Annotated in this window: 16 protein-coding genes and 1 tRNA gene; 11 read left to right on the plus strand and 6 right to left on the minus strand. The window is 32.1% G+C overall.

Annotated features, from left to right (window positions below; all coding sequences use genetic code 11):
• Positions 1-551: 551 nt before the first annotated feature.
• From BUR17_RS21220 to BUR17_RS07575, 3 genes are all read left to right on the plus strand, one after another.
• Positions 552-1,352 carry an RtcB family protein gene (locus tag BUR17_RS21220; protein WP_378086542.1) on the plus strand — a complete coding sequence of 267 codons (801 nt, stop codon included), beginning with the start codon at positions 552-554 and terminating at the stop codon, positions 1,350-1,352.
• A gap of 24 nt (positions 1,353-1,376) precedes the next feature.
• Positions 1,377-1,484, plus strand: a tRNA-OTHER gene (locus tag BUR17_RS20755).
• 245 nt (positions 1,485-1,729) lie between these two features.
• A complete protein-coding gene (locus tag BUR17_RS07575) occupies positions 1,730-3,481 on the plus strand; it encodes a hypothetical protein (RefSeq protein ID WP_074229702.1) in 1,752 nt (583 codons plus the stop codon).
• Between the two features lie 312 nt (positions 3,482-3,793).
• On the opposite strand, the gene cobC is transcribed toward BUR17_RS07575, so the two are convergent.
• The 3 genes from cobC to cobT are packed head-to-tail and all read right to left on the minus strand — an operon-like array spanning position 3,794 to position 6,120.
• A complete protein-coding gene (gene cobC, locus BUR17_RS07580; RefSeq protein WP_074229703.1) occupies positions 3,794-4,348 on the minus strand; it encodes an alpha-ribazole phosphatase family protein in 555 nt (184 codons plus the stop codon).
• Entirely contained in the window at positions 4,333-5,115 is a 783-nt protein-coding gene (locus BUR17_RS07585) for an adenosylcobinamide-GDP ribazoletransferase (protein ID WP_074229704.1), read from the minus strand. Before BUR17_RS07585 ends, cobC begins: the two co-directional genes overlap by 16 nt.
• Positions 5,116-6,120 carry a nicotinate-nucleotide--dimethylbenzimidazole phosphoribosyltransferase gene (gene cobT / locus BUR17_RS07590; RefSeq protein ID WP_074229705.1) on the minus strand — a complete coding sequence of 335 codons (1,005 nt, stop codon included), beginning with the start codon at positions 6,118-6,120 and terminating at the stop codon, positions 5,116-5,118.
• A gap of 391 nt (positions 6,121-6,511) precedes the next feature.
• On the opposite strand from cobT, the gene BUR17_RS07595 reads away from it, so the two are divergent.
• The 3 genes from BUR17_RS07595 to BUR17_RS07605 all read left to right on the plus strand — a co-directional run bounded on the left by BUR17_RS07595 (position 6,512) and on the right by BUR17_RS07605 (position 11,213).
• Positions 6,512-7,258 (plus strand): nucleotidyltransferase domain-containing protein, encoded by a 747-nt coding sequence (locus BUR17_RS07595; RefSeq protein WP_074229706.1) that lies wholly within the window; start codon positions 6,512-6,514, stop codon positions 7,256-7,258.
• Between the two features lie 103 nt (positions 7,259-7,361).
• Complete coding sequence (locus BUR17_RS07600; RefSeq protein WP_074229707.1) at positions 7,362-10,151, plus strand: TrlF family AAA-like ATPase; 2,790 nt, start codon at positions 7,362-7,364, stop codon at positions 10,149-10,151.
• Entirely contained in the window at positions 10,152-11,213 is a 1,062-nt protein-coding gene (locus tag BUR17_RS07605; RefSeq protein ID WP_074229708.1) for a nucleotidyltransferase domain-containing protein, read from the plus strand. It abuts the gene before it with no gap.
• Positions 11,214-11,286: 73 nt separating this feature from the next.
• Here BUR17_RS07605 and BUR17_RS07610 read toward each other — a convergent pair whose 3' ends face one another.
• Positions 11,287-11,721 carry a cold-shock protein gene (locus tag BUR17_RS07610; protein WP_066680898.1) on the minus strand — a complete coding sequence of 145 codons (435 nt, stop codon included), beginning with the start codon at positions 11,719-11,721 and terminating at the stop codon, positions 11,287-11,289.
• 779 nt (positions 11,722-12,500) lie between these two features.
• Here BUR17_RS07610 and BUR17_RS07615 point away from each other — a divergent pair.
• The 5 genes from BUR17_RS07615 to BUR17_RS07635 all read left to right on the plus strand — a co-directional run bounded on the left by BUR17_RS07615 (position 12,501) and on the right by BUR17_RS07635 (position 19,635).
• On the plus strand, positions 12,501-12,941 hold the full coding sequence (locus BUR17_RS07615; RefSeq protein WP_074229709.1) for a MarR family winged helix-turn-helix transcriptional regulator: 441 nt from the start codon (positions 12,501-12,503) through the stop codon (positions 12,939-12,941).
• A 6-nt stretch (positions 12,942-12,947) separates the two neighbouring features.
• Positions 12,948-15,374 carry a TonB-dependent receptor gene (locus BUR17_RS07620; protein ID WP_084550453.1) on the plus strand — a complete coding sequence of 809 codons (2,427 nt, stop codon included), beginning with the start codon at positions 12,948-12,950 and terminating at the stop codon, positions 15,372-15,374.
• Between the two features lie 176 nt (positions 15,375-15,550).
• On the plus strand, positions 15,551-17,803 hold the full coding sequence (locus tag BUR17_RS07625) for an AAA family ATPase (protein WP_143747541.1): 2,253 nt from the start codon (positions 15,551-15,553) through the stop codon (positions 17,801-17,803).
• Positions 17,803-18,699, plus strand: coding sequence for a hypothetical protein (locus tag BUR17_RS07630; RefSeq protein ID WP_074229712.1), 897 nt, complete (start codon positions 17,803-17,805; stop codon positions 18,697-18,699). Before BUR17_RS07625 ends, BUR17_RS07630 begins: the two co-directional genes overlap by 1 nt.
• A gap of 204 nt (positions 18,700-18,903) precedes the next feature.
• Complete coding sequence (locus tag BUR17_RS07635) at positions 18,904-19,635, plus strand: hypothetical protein (RefSeq protein WP_074229713.1); 732 nt, start codon at positions 18,904-18,906, stop codon at positions 19,633-19,635.
• 747 nt (positions 19,636-20,382) lie between these two features.
• On the opposite strand, the gene BUR17_RS07640 is transcribed toward BUR17_RS07635, so the two are convergent.
• A complete protein-coding gene (locus BUR17_RS07640; protein WP_074230257.1) occupies positions 20,383-22,644 on the minus strand; it encodes a polyribonucleotide nucleotidyltransferase in 2,262 nt (753 codons plus the stop codon).
• A 133-nt stretch (positions 22,645-22,777) separates the two neighbouring features.
• Positions 22,778-23,977, minus strand: a complete 1,200-nt coding sequence (locus BUR17_RS07645) for an acyloxyacyl hydrolase (RefSeq protein ID WP_074229714.1) — start codon at positions 23,975-23,977, stop codon at positions 22,778-22,780.
• Positions 23,978-24,047: the final 70 nt, after the last annotated feature.

Here is a 24,047-nt window from a genome sequence, read left to right on the forward strand (position 1 = left end):
TAGGATACAGACCAGGAAAATGGTTTGCAGAAGCATTAGAATATATCAACGAAAATAAATTGGATGAAAATCAAATCTCTGAATATTTGCAGCAATTCAAATCTCCGGAACCTATTCCGTTGCATGCGGAACCGAAAGATTTCATCATCAACATCAAAGCGGAACATGAAAGTGAAAATGATAACGTAGAAAAAGTAATCAACACGATGAAAGTTTTGATGAAAACGCCAACGTTGATTGAAGGCGCCATTATGCCCGATGCTTGTCCGACAGGATCGGAAGGACATATTCCGGTTGGCGGAGTTGTTGTTGCAAAAAATGCGATTCATCCCGGATTTCATAGCGCAGATATTTGCTGTTCCGTTATGTTAACCGATTTTGGAAAAGCAAGTCCTAAAGAAGTTTTAGATGCTGCTCATTCTATCACCCATTTCGGATATGGAGGAAGACCGAGAGGTGAGCAAATGGAAATGTCTCAGGAATTGATGGATGCTTTCAGAGAAAATGAGTTTTTGAATGATGAAAAATTAATCAGCATTGCCCGTTCTCATATGGGAACTCAAGGCGATGGAAACCATTTTTTATTTGTTGGAGCTTCTAAAAACACAGGAAATACAATGTTAGTGACTCATCACGGGTCGAGAGCTCCTGGAGCAATGTTGTATGATAAAGGAATGAAAGTCGCGAATAGATTCAGACAGGAAATTTCGCCAGAAACTTTGAGAGAAAATGCATGGATTCCGTATGAAACCGAAGAAGGGAAGCAATATTGGGAAGCTTTGCAATTGATAAGAAACTGGACGAAAGAAAACCACGAATCGATTCATAACGCGACTTTAGAAAAGCTAAATATTGAAAGACAAAACAGATATTGGAACGAACATAATTTTGTGTTCAGAGACGGAGATTTATTTTACCACGCAAAAGGAGCCACTCCACTGGATGATAAATTTTTGCCGGATATTACAGGTCCGAGATTGATTCCGCTGAACATGTCGGAACCGGTTTTGATTGTTCAGGGAAAAACGAACGACAGAAATCTTGGATTTGCACCACACGGAGCAGGAAGAAATTTCAGCAGAACGCAGCATAAAAAATCTCTGGCCCATAAAACGATTGAAGAAATTTTTGAAGAAGAAACAAAAGGTTTGGATATCAGATTTTTCACCAATGATATTGATATTTCTGAATTACCGAGTGCTTATAAAAGTGCAAAAAACGTGAGAGCTCAGATTGAAGAATACGGATTGTGTGAAGTATTGGATGAAGTGATGCCTTACGGATGTATTATGGCGGGAGATGTACAGAAAAATGCGCCTTGGAAAAAGAAAAAAAAGTTTAGAAAAGCTTAATTTTTTTAAAATTTCATAATGGTGGGAACAGTAGCTCAGATGGTAGAGCAACAGGATTACTTTTCGCTTACGGCAAATAAAGTTCCTATGAATTAAGGTTGTTGGTCGCAGGTTCGAGCCCTGCCTGTTCCTCAAAATATTGAAAATGTTTATATTCAACAATTAATCATTTTCATTTTTCACAAAATTTAAGGCAAAGAAAGTTCCTATTGATTTCCCACATTTACTTTCCGCCTTTTTACAAATTACGAGGCAAAGGGAGTTCCTATATTTGGATAATTACTCCCCGCCTTTTATAAAACTATAGGTAAAAGGAGTTCCTATATATTTCACTTAAAAGAACATACTCCTCACTTATTTTTTTAAAATTAAAAACAATGAAAACATTAAAATTATTCAACGCCGTATTGGCAAAAAAATCTAATGAAAAACCATTTATTTCAGATACCGGTTTTATCATTGAGTCTGATGCATTTTGGGCTAAAAAAGAAATTATTTCTTATTATTCAAAAGAAAAACTAAATGGAAATGATTTAAACAAAACCTTTCATAAATCGTGGCAGAAAATTAAAGAAAGCTCTAGAATTGAATTATTGATCGAACAAATCAATCATTATATTTCAACATATGGAAGTGATTTTCAAAATGAAATTTATATCCCTAAAGAAGTGTTGAATGTTCCTGATTTGAAGCTAACTTTTAAAGTAATTAAAGCCTATACTCAAGAAGAAATGCAGGAAAAATGTCTTTCTCTTTTGAGATCAGGTATTGCTTTGAAAGAGGAAACAATTGATGACCTGCTTTATATTTTGCATACCGAACTGGAGTATGATTTCACAGGAAAAGAAAATATCCGAAACAAAGAAGCGGTGATAAAAATTGCCGACCGATACGATATTTATCCCGAAAATTCCGTTGAATTTTTCCGTTATGTAATTTATAAAACAACCAGAACAACGCTTTTAATTAAAAGCAATGACTTAATAGATGATATCAAGAAAAGTAAATTTAATCCAACTTATCTGTTTGAAAACTTCGGATTGGAAAAAATGGCGGAGATCTTTAACCGATTCAAGCCTTTGTTTTTAGCTTATAAAAACAGAGCGCCGAAAACGATTAATAAAATTTCAAAACTGTCAAAAGTTTACCATCAACCGTTAATTTCAAATCCATTAAACAATGCTACTAATATTCTGTTGGAAAACAGCGATTTAAATTGGTTAGAAAATGCCACACCTTTTGCTTTGTTTAAAGCTTTATCGGCTTGTTATTCTAGAATGTATGGCCAGAATATTTTTGTCTACAGAATCAGAAACGGAAAATCTTGGACAAAAAAAGGAACTGCTACTTCTGTGAATGAATTAAACTATGATTTTATCTTAAATTACTTAAAATCAAAATATAATCTTTCTGAAAAGAAATTCTATTTCCCTAAAGATGTAGCATTTGGTTTACCTACCTCTGAGAAAATGGTTGTTGGAAATATTCCGACCGGAACGAGATTTTATGGAGAAAGACTGGCTGTCGGAATTTACTGGGAAGATGCTTGGGGAGCCAATGACCTTGACCTTTCCGGATTGAATATCGCCGGAAAAATCGGGTGGAATGCAGCCTATAATCAAGATAACGGACAATTGATGTATTCCGGAGATATGACTTCTGCTCCAAATGGTGCTGTAGAATATCTTTATGCCAACAAATATTTAAATACTCCAACGCTTGTAATGAATAGTGTTTTCTCCGGAGATTCTAATTGTGGTTATAAAATCGTTATAGGAAAAGGAGATGATATTTCCTATGATTATATGATGAATCCTAACAATCTCTTTGCGGAAGCTAAGTGTAACTCGGTTCAGAAACAAACGATTTTAGGTATGCTACTTCCAAAAGATGGAAAACAATGTTTCGTCTTATTAAATTTCGGAGCAGGAAACTCTCATGTTTCAGGAACTTCTGAAGTTTCTGCAATGGCGACGAATGCGTTGTATCAGCAATGGTATGAATCAATTTCTTTTAATCATTTAATAGAAAAACTGGGCGCAATCATCACTTCAGAAAAAGAAGAAGCAGACTTTGATTTCTCTTTAGAAACCTTGGAAAAAGATAGTTTTACCAAAATTTTCAAATAATATTTTAGCTGTCATTTTGAGTGAAAAATCTTGAAATGATTGCTTTTTTTAAATCATTATTTTCCTTTTGTCTTAATACAGAAGAAACAAAATCGTTACGTTAAGAATTCAAAGTTATTTATACAAAGAGAATTTTATCTTCGATAAAATCTTTGCGCCTTAAAAACAGAATGAATTAAAAAACTTTGCGTCTTTGCGTTTCACCAAAGAACCGAACCTTAGAATTTAATTTTTATTTTCTCGCAGATTTAGAAAATTAAGCAGATTTTATAAATGTAATTATTTGCGAAATCAAACTAATCTGTAAGAGAATTATATATTAATATTCTTAATTGAAATCAAACCACTTTTCACATCAATTACAGTTCTTTTTCCATAATCAATCTGAAGATTAAACATATTATCCAAAGGGAATTTGAGAATAGACTGAATTATTAATCGAATGACTCCGGCATGAGTGATGAGCAAAATTTTGTTATTACTTTCTTTTAAAATCAATTCATTCCAAAACTCAGAAACACGGGTTTGCATTTCTAATAAATTTTCACCGTTTGTTGCTTTTACATTGATAAAATCGTCATACCAAAGATTAATTTCTTCTTTCGGAATTTCTGTCCATTTTTTCATTTCCCAGTCTCCGAAATTCATTTCTTTAATTCTTTCATCAGTTTGATAATGAAACTGAAAATGTTTTGCCAATGATTGACAACGTTGAGACGGACTCGAAATAATCAAATCAAAATCGGAATCAATTTGAATCGATTTAAAATCTTCAACATAATTTTTACACAAAGATATTTCGGCAAATCCATAACACAGATTATCCGGATTTTCCACGGCAGTATGACGAATCAGATGAATTTCCATACGATAATTGTTCCTAAGTAAAATAAAACTTCACAAACCTGCTGCACCGTTCCCAAACAATCACCTGTATATCCTCCAATGTGTTTTTTGAAATACCAACCCAAATATATTTTTCCGGTATACGCAAAAAGCAAAGCAAAAATCAATCGCCAATCGGGAATTAAAGAAAAAGCCAATAAAACAGCCATAAAACTAATGGCTAAAGACTTTCCGTCTAATGCTTTATTCGCCAAAGGTTTTGATTTGCTCACATCAATATCTGTCACATATTGATGCGTATAAATCATTGTTCCGGCGATAAACCGGCTTGAAGTATGGGCAAAAATAATGATGGTTAAAGTTTTCATTACATCTAAACTTTCCAATTCTTTAATGCTGAGAAATTTTAGAGCAAACAACAAAATAATTCCAATCGCACCATAAGCTCCGACACGACTGTCTTTCATAATGGTCATGATTTTTTCCTTGCCATAACCACCACCAAAACTGTCACACACATCGGTAAACCCGTCTTCATGGAAAGCCCCGGTCAACAAAACACTTACGCTCATCATTAAAACAATGGCAATTTCTAAATTGAAAAGCTGAAAAGAGCCATATAAAACAACCGCGTTAATCAACCCAACCAACAATCCAACCCAGGCAAAATACTTTTGAGACTGGTTCATAATTTCATTGGAATACGGAATTTTAAAAGGAACCGGAATTCTTGTAAAAAACATCAGCGCCGTTGCAAAATAAATCAGTTCATTCTTTACAGCTTTCATTTATTCTTTATTTGAAACATTAGCATCTTCAAAACTCGACATTTCATTTAGAAAATTAACGGCACTTTGAATAATAGGATAAGCCAATGCGCAACCTGTTCCCTCGCCTACTCGCAAATTGAGATTCAACAAAGCTTTTTGATTTAATAATTCCAATAATTTGATATGCGCAAATTCGTCGCTCACATGGCAGAAAATACAGTTATTTAAAATCTCAGAATTCTTTTTAAACAAAACAGAAATGGCAACCGTTGCGATAAATCCGTCAATTAAAATCAACATATTTTGGTGGTACGCTTCCTGCATCGCTCCAATCATTTCGGCAATTTCGAGTCCTCCGAAAGTTTGAGCAATTTCATCTGCAGTTTTTAAATGAGGATATTTTTCTATTGCTTTTGAAAGAATATCAATTTTATTCTGTAGCTGACTATCATTTAAACCCGTTCCTCTTCCAACGCAATTTTCAATCGGAATATCAAATAACTGACTCATCATCAATGAAGAAGCCGACGTATTTCCAATTCCCATTTCACCAAAACCGATGACATTAGAACCCGTTTCTGCAATTTCTTTAACCACAGATTTTCCGTTTTCCAAAGCCTGTTGGTATTCTTCACTCGTCATAGCAGGTTCATCCAATATATTTCTGCTTGACTTTCTAACCTTTTTATGAATTAAATTTAATCCTTCAGGAAAATCAAAATTCACTCCCGCATCTACAATTTTTATGTCAATATTATTTTGCTTACAAAATACATTAATTGCTGCACCGCCACCTAAAAAGTTCATTACCATTTGATAAGTAACTTCCTGCGGGTAAGCGCTCACTCCTGCAGTTGCAATTCCATGATCGGCTGCGAAAACAACCATGTGAGGTTTTATTAGTTTTGGTGAAGTGGTTTGCTGAACCATACCGATTTTATGAGCCAGATTTTCTAAAAATCCTAATGCTCCTAAAGGTTTTGTTTTGAAATCAATTTTGTGTTGTAATTCGTCTGCTAACATTGATGTATTGTATGTTTTTGCAAATTACTAAAATCTATTTGTTAAACAGATATTTAATTTTCTTTTGTCTTGAAACAAAATAGTAAAGTTGGAAAATCGCAAAGGCGCAAAGACTTTAAATTATACTATTGCTTTTAAGACGCAAGAAAATCAAAGATTTCTAGCAAATTATGTTTCGTTTTAAGGTTTTCGCAACTCAATTTTATCACAGATAAAATTTTTGCGCCTTGAAACATAAAGCTTCGAAATAATTTTGCGTCTTTGCGATTTACCAACAACCTCAATTATATTTTGAATATAAAAAATCTCAAACCCTCCGACACTAAACCCAAAACCACAACGCAAAAACATTGCGCACCTCCCTTTTTACTTTGCAATATAAATTAAAACAATGACACCAAAAATACTAGATAAATTAAAAGAAATAGAGGTAAAAAGAAACATAGAAATACTTCTTGCAGTAGAATCTGGAAGCCGAGCCTGGGGTTTTGCTTCTCCAGACAGCGATTATGATATACGCTTTATATACCGCCACGAAAAAGATTGGTATCTTTCACCGTGGGATAAAGATGAAACGATAGAATTTATGACCGAAGATGATTTGGATGGTTCCGGATGGGATTTGAGAAAGACCTTTCATCTCTTATTAAAATCGAATGCAGCTTTATTGAGTTGGTTCTACTCTCCTATCGTTTATGTGAAAAATGAAAAATTTCACGACTTATTTAAACCTTTAGCAGATTCTGCTTTTTCACCAATAGCGGTTTCTTACCATTATCTGAGCATGAGCAAGAAATATCTGGAAGCCTGCAGAGCCGATGAAATAAAACTGAAATCTTATTTCTACTGTCTTCGAACTGCTTTGACCGGAAAATGGATATTAGAAAAAGGAACTGTTCCTCCTGTTTTATTCAGTGAATTGTTAGTTTTAGTGGATGATTTTACAAGAACCAAAATAGAAAATCTTGTTGCCTTAAAAGCTACCAAAGGAGAATCTTATTACCATCCGAATGATTGGGAATTGTTTGAGTTTTTGGAAAAAGTGATATTAGATAATGAGGAAAGAGCCAAAAGTTTGAAAGGTGGAAATACGGATAAGGTGGAAATGGAGAAGGTTTTTAGGGAGATATTGACGTAGATAAAGGTTACGGGAAGCCGTAATCTTTTTTTATGGATTAGGAATATATTTGTTTGTTGGAGAATTATACTAAATATTAATATATTAGAAAAAACTAAAAACTATGGCAGTTAACAGAGGTTCAGAGTGGAGAAAATGGGATTTACATGTTCACACACCTTACACATTTTTAAATAGATATAAATGTGAAGAAAGCGAATTTATTGAAAAAATAAAGAATGAAAATATCTCCTGCATTGGAATAACAAATTACTTTAAATTTGACAACAGAGAGTTTGAACTAAAGGATAAGCTTGAAAAAGAAGGAATAACAACATTTTTGAATCTTGAAATTAGATTAGATTATCAAAATAAAGAAGACGACTGTCTCGATTTGCATATTATATTTTCTAACAGTGTCGAAAAAGAAAACATAGAGAAGTTTCTACATAATATGAATGTAAATATTAGTGGAAATGATAAAAAATGTATAGATTTAAATGAAAAATCAGATTTCGAAAATGCTGTAATTAATTTTGATAAGTTGAAAGAATGCTTAGAAGAAGAATCCATTGGTTTACGAGGAAAATACTTAATTGGTTTTTTATCTAGGGGAAAGGGTAATGCCCGAACTAGTACAAATTATGAAAAATTAACGAAACATGCTGATATTCTTATCCATTCTACTGATAATCCAAAGAACATTGATGAAGATGCGAAGTTTTGGATGGCTTATAAAAGACCACTTTTACAAAATAGCGACGCCCACAGTCTTGATAGTATAGGTAAAAAATTTACTTGGATAAAAGCTGAACCAACATTTGAAGGTTTAAAACAAATCATATACGAACCTAGTGAAAGAATAAAAATTCAAATAGCTGAACCTGAATCTGAAAAATTAGATAACCTAATGATTGGAGAAGTAAGTTTCCAATCATCAGATAATAAATTTACACCAGAAATTATAAAATTTAATAAAAATTTAAATGTCATTATCGGAGGAAAATCATCGGGGAAATCAATACTGCTATATAAAATTGCCAGAACCTTAAATGCAGAAGTCTTATTGAATAATGCTGATGAAGATTTATTGAAAAATAATATCCTAAAATATAAAGACTCAGACGATAATAAATTTAAGGATTTGTATGATCTTTCTGAGGGGGATAATGGCTTTAATTTCAAAGTAAAATTATTCTCTGGTAGTGAACAATTAATTGTAGATAGATCTAATCAATCCAGTATTTTACCTAGTATAAAATATATCCCTCAAAATCATCTATCTAATCTGGTGGATAAAAGTAGAAAGAGTGGGAATACTCTAAAAAAGTTAATAAGAGATTTAATATTAGAAGAACCTGACTTTAGAAAAAAGTATAATGATTTTGTTGAGAATGCGATGAGAAATGATCGACAAAGAGAGCAAGACGTAGACTATTATTTTTCGTTAAAAGAAGCTATTAAAAAGAAAGAAGAAGAATTATTAACGAGAGGAGCTACTAAAGCTCTTGAAGAAGGAGTAGCTTCTAATAAAGATAAACTAAAGCAATTAAGTGCTAGTTTTACGCCTGATGAATCTCAAGAATATAATAAATTAAATGAAAGAATAAATTTACTAAAAATTGAAGAGAGCAAAATAAATTCTGATTCTGATAAAATTAAAAATTTCAATGATGAAGTAAAAAGATTTCTTAACGAATTTGTAAATCGTAAACGTATTTTAAATGATTCATTAGAAGTTGATACTATTAAAACTACTTTCTTGCCTAAATACAATTTTATAGAAGATGCTCTCAACAATGTTAATAATATAGAAAATGAAATAAATAAAAATGAAGAAGGAAAATTTATTCAAGAAAATATATTTAAAATAAATTTGTTGAAAATTAAACAAGAACAGATTGATATAGAGAATAAATTAAAACCTTTTACTGAAAAATTTGCTAATCAAAAGCAAATTGAATCTATTCAAAAGAGTATTTCTGAAGATCAGAAAAAACTAAGTGAAATCCACCAATTCAGAAAAGAAATTGATGATAACATCGCTAACCTTAAAGTACAAAAACAGAAAATTTTTGATGAGTTGGAGAAAAATTTTAAACTTTATATAAAGGTTTTAGAAGAATTAGAACCAAGAATATCTTCTATCGAAAATGAGGATGATAAGATTGATATTATAGGCTCTATTAAATATAATTTCCCTAAATTCAGAGAAATGGTTGAATCTATTATTAATCAAAAGAAATTTAATAATGAAAATTGTAAGTATTTATATCAATATGAAAGGGATAATAATGTAAAATCTGCTCTTTCAGAAATTGATTTTAATTATATAAAAAATGATTTAAAAAATCTATTTGAGAAAATTGAAGATAATCCAGGTATATTAAAGGGTAATAATACAGAAAGAGATGCTTGTAAAAAAGTATTGACAGATTATTTTTTTGATCATTGGGATGTAAAATCAGACAATGATGATATCCATAAAATGTCAACAGGTAAAGCTAGCTTTGTACTATTAAAATTAATAATCAAACTTAGCAAAGATAATGGCCCCATACTAATAGATCAACCAGAAGACAATTTAGATAATCGTTCTGTTTCCAAAGAATTAGTTGAATATTTAAAGTTAAGAAAAAGAGAGAGACAAATTATTTTAGTAACTCATAATCCAAATATTGTAGTAAATGCAGATGCCGAAAATATTATTGTTGCCAACCAAAATGGTCAGAATGATAGTGATAGCGATAGTCCATATAAGTTTGATTATATAAATGGTGCTTTAGAAGATTCATTTAATGATAAAGATTGTAAAGACCTATTAAAAAGTATGGGAATTAGAGAACATATCGCCGAAATAGTCGAAGGAGGTAAAGAAGCATTCAAAAAACGTGAAGAAAAATATGGATTCTAAATGACCATCCAAGACTTAAAATCCCGCAACCTCATCCTCTTCCAATCCATCTCCGGAAGCCGCTCTTTCGGACTCGCAACGGAAAACTCAGATACAGATATTCGGGGAGTGTATTATTTACCGAAAGATGATTTTTTTGGCTTAAATTATATTCCGCAGATTTCTAATGAGACGAATGATATTACCTATTATGAGATTGGAAGATTTGTAGAATTATTGCAAAAAAACAATCCGAATATTCTGGAAATCTTGGCAAGTCCGGAAGATTGTATTCAACATAAAAACCCGTTGATGAATTTACTGAAACCTGAAGATTTTCTTTCCAAATTATGCAAAGATACTTTTGCTGGATATGCGATCTCACAAATCAAAAAAGCAAAAGGTCTCAATAAAAAAATCCTTAATCCGATTGATAAAGAAAGAAAATCGATTCTTGATTTCTGTTATATTTTAGAAAATAACAGCTCTCTACCGTTGAAAAAATGGTTGCAAAAAAGTGGTTTAATTCAAGAAAAATGTGGATTAGTCAACATCGACAATACCAAAGGAATGTTTGCGCTTTTCTATGATGAATCGGGAGATTTAAACTACAAAGGAATTATTCAGAATGAAGAAGCCAATCAGGTTTCCGTTTCATCAATTCCGAAAGGTGAAGAATCTTTGGCGTTTATGTTTTGTAATCTCGACGCCTACTCTACCTATTGCAAAGATTACCGCGACTATTGGAAGTGGGTTTCAGAAAGGAACGAAGACCGTTATAATGTCAATCAAAATCATGGACAAAACTACGACAGCAAAAATATGATGCACACCATTCGGTTATTGCAGTCTTGTGAACAGATTTTCAAAACCGGTTCTTTACAAATTAAAGTGGAAAACCGAGACGAATTGTTAGACATCAAAGCCGGAAACTGGTCGTATGAAAATGTAATGAATAAAGCTGAAGTACTGATTAAATCAATCGAACATCATCATTCAAAGTCTAATCTTCCGGACACACCGGATCTGGAAAAAACAACCAAAATTTTAGTGGAGATAAGAAATTCCTTATACTGTAATTAAAAACAAAAAAGGCTCCAAATCGGAGCCTTTTATATGATATGATCTATCGGGTTTCAATACCAAAAACGAATGATTATTTAACCATTCTGATTTCTACGGCAACAAAACCTTTCGGAGATTTCTCTTTTTCGAAAGATACTTTATTTCCTTTTTTGATAGGTTCCATACAGTTATTACTGTGGAAGAAAACATTTTCTTTAGAACCGTCTTCTGTAATAAAACCATAACCTTTTTCACTGAAAAATGTTACAATTCCTGTTTTTACCAATTCTTCAGCTTCAATAGGAGCTGCACCCAATTGGATGTTGTTGATATCAAACTCTTCAACATTGCTGTTGTCAGGTGGTGTAGAAGTCAACTGACCATTTGCATCAACATACATGATCATGTCATCAAGACCTTTACCTTTGTTGTTGACTGTTTTACGCTCTTCTCTTTTCTGAGCTTTTTCTTTTGCTTTCTGAACTTTTTTCTTGAAATTTTCTTTTTTTGAGAAAGAATCCGCCATATATTGTATAAAATTTATTTGTTACGTGCTGATTGTTAAAGATAAAACTTCTTTTTGAAATCTATCTTATTATAACCAAATACTTTTCCCGATTAAATCAGAAAGGTATTATAGTTTTTCAGTAATAATAAAAGATTGCCGACACAAGTATTTTCTGAGGAATAAATTGAGGCATCTGAAATGTGAAAACTGAGAGAAAAATAAATGTTTTAAACTTTGCCTGAAACAAAAGCTTGAAAACCTTTCTATTAATTGCTTTTGCAAATATACGATAAATATTATTGGGATTTATGCTAAATCTAACTTTTTCATATTCAATAATTTATAAAGTCCTTTTTTCTTCATTAAAATACTGCTTCGTACATGACATTTTTTTCGCCAATAAAAGATTCAAGTAGATTTTACAATCCTTAAATAATTCAAAAGTTTATAAAGAAAATTGATAACTCAGTTTCTTTTACATTTTGTAAACTTTTGAACTTCTATCTTTTAATTATTTCTTTTGCACCTTTTGCGGTAAAATATTTTTGCTAAGAAAATAATAATTAAACTCGTTATACATTTTGAATATTGTCTTTCAAAAATATGTAAAATGCCTTTGTATAACTTGAAAACAATCAGATTTTAAAATCCGTTGCATGACTTTCTGTTCAACGAAGTATAATTATTAAAAAGGATATTCATAAAATATTTCTTTCAGGTTGTAACAAATAAATAAATCCAGCAACAAATTAATTGATATGTCAATAATTGATAAGTCATTATTAAAACAATTCATTATGGAAAAATTAGATTCAATTATATTTTACAATATCGATAAAGCAATCAGAGCATACAGAAATTATGCTCAAAGACAGCTTAAACTTCATGGATTTACCATAACAGTCGACCAATGGCTAATCATAAAAGCAATTCTCGAAAACCCCGGAATCACTCAGAATGAACTTGGAGATCTGGTTTTTAAAGACAATGCATCGGTAACAAGAATAATCGATTTATTGGTAAAATCGGAATATATAATCCGAACAGTTCACAGCAAAGACCGAAGGAAAACCAACCTTGAAGTAACAGACACAGGTCTGAAAATCATTAAAGAAGTTCAGAAAATAGTAGAGCAAAACAGAAAAATAGCTTTGGAAGGAGTTTCCAAAGAAGAACTGCAAATCATGAACAATGCATTATTAAAAATTTCACAAAACACAATTAACACCAAAAAATAAAACACCATGCTACGAATAATTCTATTTATTTTTGTTTGGCTGATGTCTCTTTTCAGCCTTAAAATCTCGGCACAAACTATTGCTTCTCAAAGTCATTCTCTCTCAGGAAGTATCGATTCAGGCAAAGTAAATCAGGTTGAAATTAATTTATTCAATTCTGAGAACAAACTGGTAAAAACAGAAATTGCAGATCAAAACGGAAAATTTACTTTCAATGATCTTATCGATGGAAACTATATTGTACAGATCAACAAAAGCGGTTCTGAAGCGTATAAATCTGACCTAATTTCGGTAAAAGAAAACACCAACCTTCCCATTATTCATTTAAACGAAAAAACGATTGAAGCCGTTACGATTACCAAAGCAAAACCTTATATCGAGCGACAAGACGGGAAAATGATCCTGAACGTAGAAAACAGCATCGCAGCAACAGGAACTTCCGCTTTTGAAGTGCTGGAAAAAGCTCCAGGCGTAAATATTGACGGAAGCGACAACATCAGTCTGCGTGGAAAAGGAAATCTTCTCATTCAGATCGACGGTAAAAATACTCCGATGACCGGAACTGATCTTGCCAATTATCTTCGAGGAATTCCCTCTTCGAGCGTAGAAAAAGTAGAATTTATTACCAATCCATCAGCAAAATACGACGCTGCGGGAACTTCAATCATCAATATTAAGCTTAAAAAAGATCAGCGAAAAGGTACGAACGGAAGTCTTTCCACTTCTTTGGGAACCGGAAAATATATTAAAAACAATAATAATTTCAGCATCAATCACCGCAATAAAAAAGTGAATATTTTTGCGAATTATGGTTTTGCCTATAGAGAATTTTACAATCATCTGGTTTTAGACAGAAACTTTTACAATGACAGCGGAAACTTTGAAAAAGCTTATCTGCAGGATAATTATTTGAAATTTAATTTCAGAAATCATATCGCAAAAGCCGGAATGGATTATTATCTGAATGATAAAAACATCATTGGTTTTTCGGCTGGTTTTGTAAGCAACAGGTTTGATCCGAGAGGTGATAATTCGAGTTTGGTTTTAGGCAGTAATCAACTTCCAGAAAGTACTTTCACCTCACAAAACAGATCAAAAGATCACTGGAAAAATATTTCTTTTAACCTTAATCATAAATATAAGATTGATTCTTTGGGTTCTGAACTGACCACCGATTTCGATTATATCAATTATTCAAATACTTCGCTCCAGAATTTTGATACGAGAAACTACGCCATCAACGGAAATCTTAATAGTTTTGATATTTTAAAAGGTGACATCAACGGAGCTCTGAATATTTATTCTTTAAAATCTGATCTATCTAAAAGCTTAAAAAACAACTGGAAAATAGAAACCGGAATTAAAACCAGCTTTGTAAAAGCAGATAACGATATGCAGTTTTTTGATGCTACTTCGGGAGTTTCAATTATTGATCAGAACAAGACCAATCATTTTATTTACGAAGAAAACATCAATGCTTTATATGGAAATGTTTCTAAAAAATGGGATAAATTCAGTGCAATATTTGGCTTAAGAGCAGAAAATACCAACGTTACCGGAAATCAGATAACAACCAATCAGGTTAACAAAAAGAATTATACCCAATTATTTCCTAGTGCTGTTTTTTCTTATGATTTGAGTGAAAAAAATAACATTGAACTGAATTTCAGCCGAAGAATTACAAGACCAAGCTACAATCAGTTGAATCCTTTTAAATTTTATCTCGATCCAACAACTTACAAAGCCGGAAATCCTGATCTGAACCCACAAACAACAATGAATTATGAATTGACGTACAGCTTACAAAACAAATATTTTGCAACATTTAGTTATAGCAAAACGTCTGATAATATCACCGATGTTCTGAAACCAACTGTAGAAAACGGCAATATTGTGGTGGTGCAGACCAATGATAATTTAAGTTCGGCATCTTATTTAGGATTGTACCTTATTGCACCTATAAAAGTGACAAAATGGTGGGATATGAACAACAGCGCCAATTTCTATTACGGAAGCTACACCGGAAATATTGCTGAAACCTATATTAAAAATCAGGGAAATTTTACTTTCAATGTCAACAGCATCAACTCTTTTAAGCTTGGAAACGGCTTTACAGCCGAGCTTACAGGAAATTACAGAGCAAGAGAAGTTTATGCTTATATGGATCTGAAACCGAACTGGTATCTTAATATCGGTGCTCAGAAGAAATTTAAAAACAACAGTACTCTGAAGTTTTCATTTAACGATATTTTCTTCACCAGCAATCCTGAAGCAAGAAATGTCTACTCCAATTACATCGAAAATTTTGTGGTTCGCCGAGAAACCCGTGTTGCAACACTTTCTTATACCTACAATTTTGGTTCATCCAAAAACGGACAGCCAAGAAAAACCGGTGGTGCAGATGATTTGAAGCAGAGAATTGGGAATGGGTAAATTATTGTGAGAAAATAATAACTGTCATTGCGAGGAACGAAGTGACGAAGCAATCTCTAATTTTCAAACCTTCTCTTTGTTATTACGCAGGAATCAAAATTGTTTAATTATAAGGTTACGGTTTTCCGTAATCTTTTTTTTATGTAGAAATCATATATTTGGAAAAAACAAAAACCATGAGTTTCAAATTACTTGCTATAAGACCCCTCGATAGCTGCAATACAATTTTTTTAAAAAACCTAATTCCAAATCAAACTTATCAATTTTACAATGATTACATTTTTCATTATGAGGATAATGATCAGACTAAAGATGTTATCAATATTGAAAAGTTAAAACAAACTGTTCCTGAAAATCTTTATAATCAAGGAAAAACAGAAATTAATATTTCAGCAATAGTTGGTAAAAATGGTAGTGGAAAGAGCAGTATTGTAGATCTACTTTATGCTTCTTTTTATAATCTTGCAGTTTCCGAAGGAATTATTAAAATCATAGATTTTTCTGATGTAGCTATAGATTTAGAGGATCAATACTTCAATTTAAAAGATTACAAAACTCCTTTTAAAAATGAAAGTGATTACAATTTTTACAAAAAAGAAAAAATAAATTACTTTGATAAAATACATAATAAGGCTGTAGAAGATAATGATCAAGAATTAATTAAATCTTTGGCAAAATGGAAATATGTTTTTGATACTAATATTTTATATTATATAGAGAATCTGTATTTAGAAATCTATTTTGAAATTAATGATGTTTATTTCTTAATTAAAAAGAAAGACAAGAGCGAAGACTTCAAGTTTGATTTCTTTGAATTTAAAGAAAATAAATTTAATAATGTTCTTTTTAAAGATCTAAAACATAATGAGGACCAGGAATATCTAAATGGAGAAATAAAAACTATTTCAAAACTCTTTTATAATCTTATTGTAAACTATTCCCTTTATGGTTTAAATTCGGAAGAAGTTGGGGATTGGATAGAACGACTTTTTCATAAAAATGACGGTTATCAAACTCCTATCGTTATAAATCCTTATCGTGAACATGGAAAAATAGATATAAATAGTGAAAATAATTTGGTAAGAGATAGATTAATGGCAAATACTTTAATTAATGAAAGTTTACGGCAACTTACCCCAAACGCATATATTACCGATTTAATGATTTCAATCAATGAACAGGAAATAGATAATAAGCTTTTCTCAGATATTGAAGTTGAAACTAAGTTCATAGACTCACTAATTGATTTCTTCAATGCAAATGAGAATTTAGTAGATCAAAAAAAAATAAAAAAATCTACATTTTCAATAAATGAACTAGATAGTGCTTGTATCAATTATATTTTTAGAAAACTAAGAAAAATTATCCGCAACTATATTATTTATTCAGATTATGGAATTATTGAAAATGAATTTAAAATACGTGGTGAAAATATTGACATTATAACCACTCTTTTAAACAAGCTTTCTACTGATAATAGTCATATCACATATAAAATAAGACAAGCAATAAATTTTATTGTTATCAATAAAATAGAAGGTAGTGATATGATATATAATTATTTTAATAAAGATAATCTTAAAGAAGATCAAAAGAGCTTTATATTTTCTGATTATTCTAAAATAATCAACAATAGAGCAGATAAATATTCAATAGATGTTATTAGTTTACTTCCACCATCAATTTTTGAAATTGATTTTATATTTAATGATGATGTAGGTAATAAATTTTCAATGTTAAGTTCAGGAGAAAAGCAACAAATATTTGGAACAAATTCAATTCTATATCATTTAATCAATCTAAATTCTACTTTTAATAATAAGTTTGAATACAAATACCCATATATAAACTTAATTCTTGATGAGATAGAATTATACGCACATCCAGAAATGCAACGCCAATACATTAATAATCTTTTGAATGGAATCAATAAATTACATATTCCAAATATTGAAGCAATAAATATTCTTTTCGTAACCCATTCTCCCTTTATTTTATCTGATATCCCAAAACAAAATATTTTGTTTTTGAAAACAGAAGTAAAAGAAAGAAATGGTAAAAAAACTCAATTATCAGTTCCACAACCTTTTGAAAATAAGAACTCTTTTGGCGCAAATATTACAGATTTGTTAGCTGATAGTTTTTTCATTAATGATGGTTTAATGGGCGATTATGCCAAGAGTAAAATTGAAGCAACTATAAAGTGGATAAATCTTGAAAGACTTAAGAAAGATAATAAATCTCAAAATCCTTATAATTTAAATAATAGAGATTTTTCCTATCATAAACAAATTATCGAAATAATAGACGAACCTGTTTTAAGAATGAAATTAGCCGAAATGATTGATGAATTAAAAGATAACAAAGATTTTCAAAAAGAATTAGCTCAAAAAGAAATAGATTATTTAAAAATTAAATTTAATTTATAATGCTTAAAATTAATCCCTCAGAAGAAGCAATTAGTTTTCATTTTAATTATGTAAGCAAAAGATTTAATGAAATTATTGATCAAAAATTTATTACACGAGATAATAACAAAGTATATTTACCTAATTGTTTTCTTAAATTTCTAAGCCACTATAGTGAAGAAATCATATCTGGTAAACCTAAAGTATTACTTCAGATCCATAACGAGTTTTCAAAATTATACTTATCAAAATCAGAAAAGAGTAATATTAAAAGTTTTTTTATACAAACAGGTTATTTAAATTTTAACAATAAAGAATTTCTTGAAAAATTAGGAATTGATACTTGCATTTACTGCAACAGAAACTATACCACACAAATAACGAAAGAACGAGCAAGAGCAGAATTAGATCATTGGTTTCCAAAGTTCGAATTTTACATTTTAGCATTGAGCTTCTACAATTTGATACCTAGTTGTCATTCTTGTAATCACTTAAAGCACAATAACTCACCTGATGGAGGATGGCAAAAGGCTTTAGACAATATTCAGCATCCTTATTTAGGAGATAAGGAAAGTGCATTTATTTTTAGTTATTTTTATGAAACATTAAATACTTATATAGCAATTACAAAAACTGAATGTACCAAAACTAAAAATACAATTAAATTTAACAAAACTGACGAGATTTATAGAACTCAATCGGGTAGAGAATTAAAAGACTTACTTGATTTACGATATAAGTATTCAAAAAACTACTTAAATATTTTGTTAAATAAAACTTTTAATGAATTCTCTATGTCCAAAGAGGAAGCATACAGAATGGTATTTGGTATAGAAATCAATGAAGAAGATTATCATAAAAGACCTTTTTCTAAATTTAAAAAAGATATTATAGACGAACTTTTAAGAAGTAAGTAAAAACCGAAAGCACAGATTTACACTCCAAACTCGACACTACCCCAAACTACCCCCAACAATCCCCAAAAACCCTAACCTCTCGCTAGGGTTTTCTATCCTCAGACTTAACATAATCCCCTCATCCTCAAAATATTTCATCCAAAAAACTCACTTCAATTCAAAATAATTTTTAAATTTGAATAAACAATTTAAACACAAATGATTATGCCTTCAACATCTGAAGTAGGGCACGCCCGCAATGTGGCTAACCTACAAAAACTTTCACAGCAAGTTTCCGTTTATACGCTTTACAATCCACCGGTACCCAATCTTACGGTTGCTGATCTTCAGGGATTGTACGCTACAGCTAATGCAAAATTGGTCGAGGTAGAAGACAAACGAAATGCCAACAAAAACGCTATCGCACTGCGCCAGACCGCTTTCGAAAACCTAAAGCCTATCCTCACCAGAATTATCAATCGCTTAGAAATTTTGGGATTAATGACTGGAACATTAGATCAGGCAAAATCCTTAAACCGCTCTATTCAAAGTAGTCGTAAGAAAAGATCAGTTTCTGCAAAAACTGACGACGAACAACCATCAACCCACAACTCAATTTCTAACTCCCGACAGTCATTCACCCAGCAAGCAGAAAATTTCGGGATCCTTTTGCAGCTATTGGCAACCATTCCCAATTACGATCCGGATGAAGACGAATTGAAATTAACCACTCTCAGCAGTTACAAAGATTCATTGATCAACGCTACCCAATTCGTAGACCAAACCGAAGCCGAGCTCAACATCAAGCTCATCGAAAGAGACCAGATCTTATACGCAGAAGAAACAGGGCTCTACTCCATCGCTCAAAACGTAAAAAAATACGTCAAAAGCCTTTACGGAGCCACTTCACCCGAATATGCAACGATTTCCCCCATTACATTTAAGAAGCAAAAATAATATTTACTTCTTCTAAAGCGATATAAGAATAAGATCATCAACAATAAGGATAAGAATATCCGTAATTGTTAAGAAGTCAATAGGTAACAGCTTGTTTACCATTTCATAGGGATTTAAACTACCCTGTTTTTAGTGTATTGAGATTCTTACAGAATGACAACACGACTGCTGGATTCAGCGCTAGGATTAAAAACGGAGATCCATTTCAATATTCTTTCCATCTAAAGTTACATTCTTACGATGTAACTTTATTTTTTTGCAATATCATTTTATATTGGCACGATTTGACTTTATATTTTAGTGATATTGGTTTATATTTTTGCATCATCAAGTTATATTCTTTCGTCTGTAATTTATATTCTTCCGTCTGCGAGTTATATTTTTACGTCTGCAAACTATATTCTTGCTTTATGAAATACTATTGATATAATATAAAATACCATTCTTGCCTCTAAAAAAATTTATCCGACATGCCTTAATGCTCCGGAGGAGCAATATCTGTGTAGAAAAATAAATCACGAAGTAGCAGAACTCCGTAGGAGTTCTATCTCAATTCCATAAATATTATTATTACTTGCAAGTGCTTAACGCTCGCCCAAGCTAGATCAGTTATTGATAGCAACAATGCAATCATATATAAGATTACATTATCAAGTTTAGATTGCTTCGTCACTTCGTTCCTCCCAATGACATAAAACAAAACCACCGAAAAATTCGGTGGTTTTAATATAATCGATTATAATAATCTTAAGCTTCGTTCAAAGGCTTGTGCTCTCCCGGTTGGTCTCTTCCTTCTGGGTTTACTTTTCCTTCCGGTCTTGCAGGTCTTTCAGGTCTGTTGTGTCCTTCTGGTCTTCCCTGTCCTTCTTCTCTTGGTTTTTGTTCAGGTCTTGGTGGTCTTGGCAACAAAACTTTTCTAGAAAGTTTCATTTTCTTACGGTCATCGTAACCCATAAATTTCACCTCAACTTCATCACCTTCTTTGTAAGGAACTTTATCAAGACGAGCCCATTCGATTTCAGAGATGTGAAGTAATCCTTCAGTTCCTTTAGCAATCGCTACGAAAGCTCCAAAATCCATTACTTTCACTACTTTACCTTGATAAACTTCACCTACAACAGGTACAAAAGTAATTTCGTTGATTCTTGCAATTGCCTCGTTGATTTTCTCTCTGCTAACACCAGAAATTTCGATTCTTCCGATCTCGCCAACTTCTTCAATTGCAATAACAGTGTCGGTATCTTTCTGCATTTGCTGAATGATTTTTCCACCAGGTCCGATTACAGCACCGATGAAATCTTTAGAGATTTCCATCATTACCATTTTAGGAGCGTGAGGTTTCACGTCTTCTCTTGGTGCAGAAATAGTTTCATTTAATTTATCAAGGATATGAAGTCTTCCGTTTCTAGCCTGTAGAAGCGCTTTCTCCATAATATCCATAGAAAGTCCCTGAATTTTGATATCCATCTGACAAGCAGTGATTCCGTCTGCAGTTCCTGTTACTTTAAAGTCCATATCACCTAAGTGATCTTCGTCTCCTAAGATATCAGAAAGTACAGTGAATTTTCCAGTTTTTACGTCAGTTACCAATCCCATTGCAATACCAGAAACTGGTTTTGTAATTTGAATACCTGCATCCATCAAAGCCAAGGTTCCTGCACAAACAGTTGCCATAGAAGACGAACCGTTTGATTCTAAAATATCAGAAACGATACGGATAGTGTAAGGGTTTTCTTCAGGGATCATATTTGCCAAAGCTCTTTGAGCTAAGTTTCCGTGACCAACTTCTCTTCTTGAAGTTCCTCTTAAAGGACGAGCCTCACCAGTTGAGAATGGAGGGAAGTTATAATGTAAGAAGAATCTTTCGTCATAATTTACCATTACGCTGTCTACCATGTTCGCATCTTTTACCGAACCTAAAGTTACAGCTGTTAAAGATTGAGTTTCACCTCTTGTGAAAATTGCAGAACCGTGTGCTCCAGGTAAATAATCGATTTCAGACCAGATTGGACGGATTGTTTCAGGATCACGACCATCAAGACGGATTTTGTCATTGATAATCATCTGACGCATCGCCTCTTTTTCTACATCGTGGTAGTATACTTTTGCGAAAGGAGTTACTCTTTCTAATTCTTCAGCGTCTTCTACATACTGAGCTAAGAATTCAGCTAAAACAGCTTTGAATTTCTCACCTCTTTCTTCTTTGCTAGAAGGAGTTTTTGCTACTTCGTATACTTTATCATAAGTTTCTTTCCACACTTTTTCACGAATTGCTTCATCGTGATTTTCGTGGCTGTATTCTCTTTTAGGGAATGATCTACCTACTTTTTCAGCTAATCTTTCCTGAGCTTCAACTTGTTTTTTAATTTCAACATGAGCGAAGTTAATTGCTTCAAGCATTTCTGCTTCAGAAATTTCTTTCATCTCACCTTCTACCATTACGATAGAATCTTTAGTTGCTCCAACCATGATATCAAGGTCAGCCAATTTAAGATCTTCGAATTTAGGGTTGATAGAAAGTTCTCCGTTGATCCTTACTACTCTTACTTCAGACATTGGCCCGTTGAAAGGAATATCTGTAATAGCGATCGCTGCAGAAGCTGCAAGACCTGCTAAATCATCAGGAATAGATTCTCCGTCATAAGAAATCAATGAAATCATTACCTGAACTTCTGCGTGGAAATCTTCCGGGAATAATGGTCTAAGAACTCTGTCTACCAAACGCATCTTCAGGATTTCCTGATCTGAAGGTCTAGCTTCTCTTCTGAAAAAGTTTCCAGGGATTTTTCCACCAGCGTAGAATTTTTCTCTGTAATCAACTGTTAATGGTAGGAAATCTACACCGTCTTTAGCTTCTTTGCTTGCTACTACGGTTGCTAAAAGCATTGTTCCGCCCATTTTTACTACTACAGATCCGTCAGCTTGTTTTGCCAGTTTCCCTGTTTCTAATGTGATTTCTCTGCCGTCTGCAAGAGTAATCAACTCTGTAATTGCTTGAGGTATACTCATAAATTGTTTTGTGTTGCGCTCCGTATTGAGCACTTTAATTATTGATATTTTCGTCTAAATGTGATGCAAATTTAGTGTTTTTGTTTTAAATAGAATGGCGAAACTTATCAGGGCTAAATTTCAAACGTTCCATTTAAAATAATTGCGGATTTTTTTTATTAAAAATTCTGTAACCCAGCCTCCATTCAATGTAATCTGCTTTATGAAATTTAAATGATCTCAAACCTATTCCTATCAACAAATTCTTTCCGACTGTGTATTGGAACCCAACTCTTTGATAAAAAATAGTTTTATCATAACGTCGGTCAATTTCTTTTTTAAATATATAAAATCCGGGTTGGATCTGAATGGCAAATTTTGAAATTGAAAGTCGGTAAGAAGGGAAAATATTCAACAAAACCTGATCACGTTGAAATCTTTTTGTGCTTTGAATGACCCCATTTTCATCCTGATAAAATTTATGATTATAATCTTCGTCATACATTACACCAATTCCTAATCCGAGAGAAGATTTATAAGTAACCTGTCTGTGATAAACCGTTTCTATTCCCCAGTTCTGGTAATATTTACCTCTAAATTTATCTATCAAATCAACATCAGATTCCTGAAAACCGGGATCTACTCCATAAAAAATAGAATGCCTTACGCCTCCAAAAACATTTACATCTAATGTAGAATATTTATCAAATGCCGACAAAGAATCATGTGGAGCAAATTGTCTTTCATCAAAATGATAAGTAAGGGAAAGTTTTGGAGAAAAAGTATTCATTCCTTTATTCGGAAGTTTCAAAGCTCCGTTTGAAAAATGATTAAAATTTAAGCCTAAACCTAAGTCAAAATGTTTTCCCAAATAATATTTATAGTTAGCTCCTAAATTAATATAAATACTCACCGATGAACCAAAAGTCTGATTAAGGTACCCTTTTTCTTGATTAAAAGGTGTCCAGTTGAAAGCGAAGCCACCGCTTGTCTCGTAATTCCAGGAATGAGTAGGTGTTTCTTTAATAACTCCTCCAAAAGTTCCGTAAACAGCAAAAGGTTTTCCCATTTCACTGTTTTTAAGGTAATCAAAAGCTATAATCCCTCCACCGTAATAAGGTTTCCCAAATCTTCTGTGCCATTCCTGGCTTCCATCTGTTTGTGTGGTAAGCTCTGCAGAAACCCCGATAAATTCTCTATGTTTAAGTTCTTTGAGATAATCATTGGTTCCCAGAAATTTCCCGAACTGCATACTTACAGAACCCTGCAAATTTGATCTGGAAATGGTATCTAATTTCTGAGAATTGTAAAAAGCCGATATTAAAAGAAAGAAATAGAGATAAAAATGTTTCAAATCTGTAGTTTAAATTTTAAAAACAGCAAATTTAAACGATTTCTTTAAAGATTTATAAATTTTAGTGCTC

This window comes from Chryseobacterium scophthalmum, from assembly GCF_900143185.1.
GTDB lineage: Bacteria > Bacteroidota > Bacteroidia > Flavobacteriales > Weeksellaceae > Chryseobacterium > Chryseobacterium scophthalmum.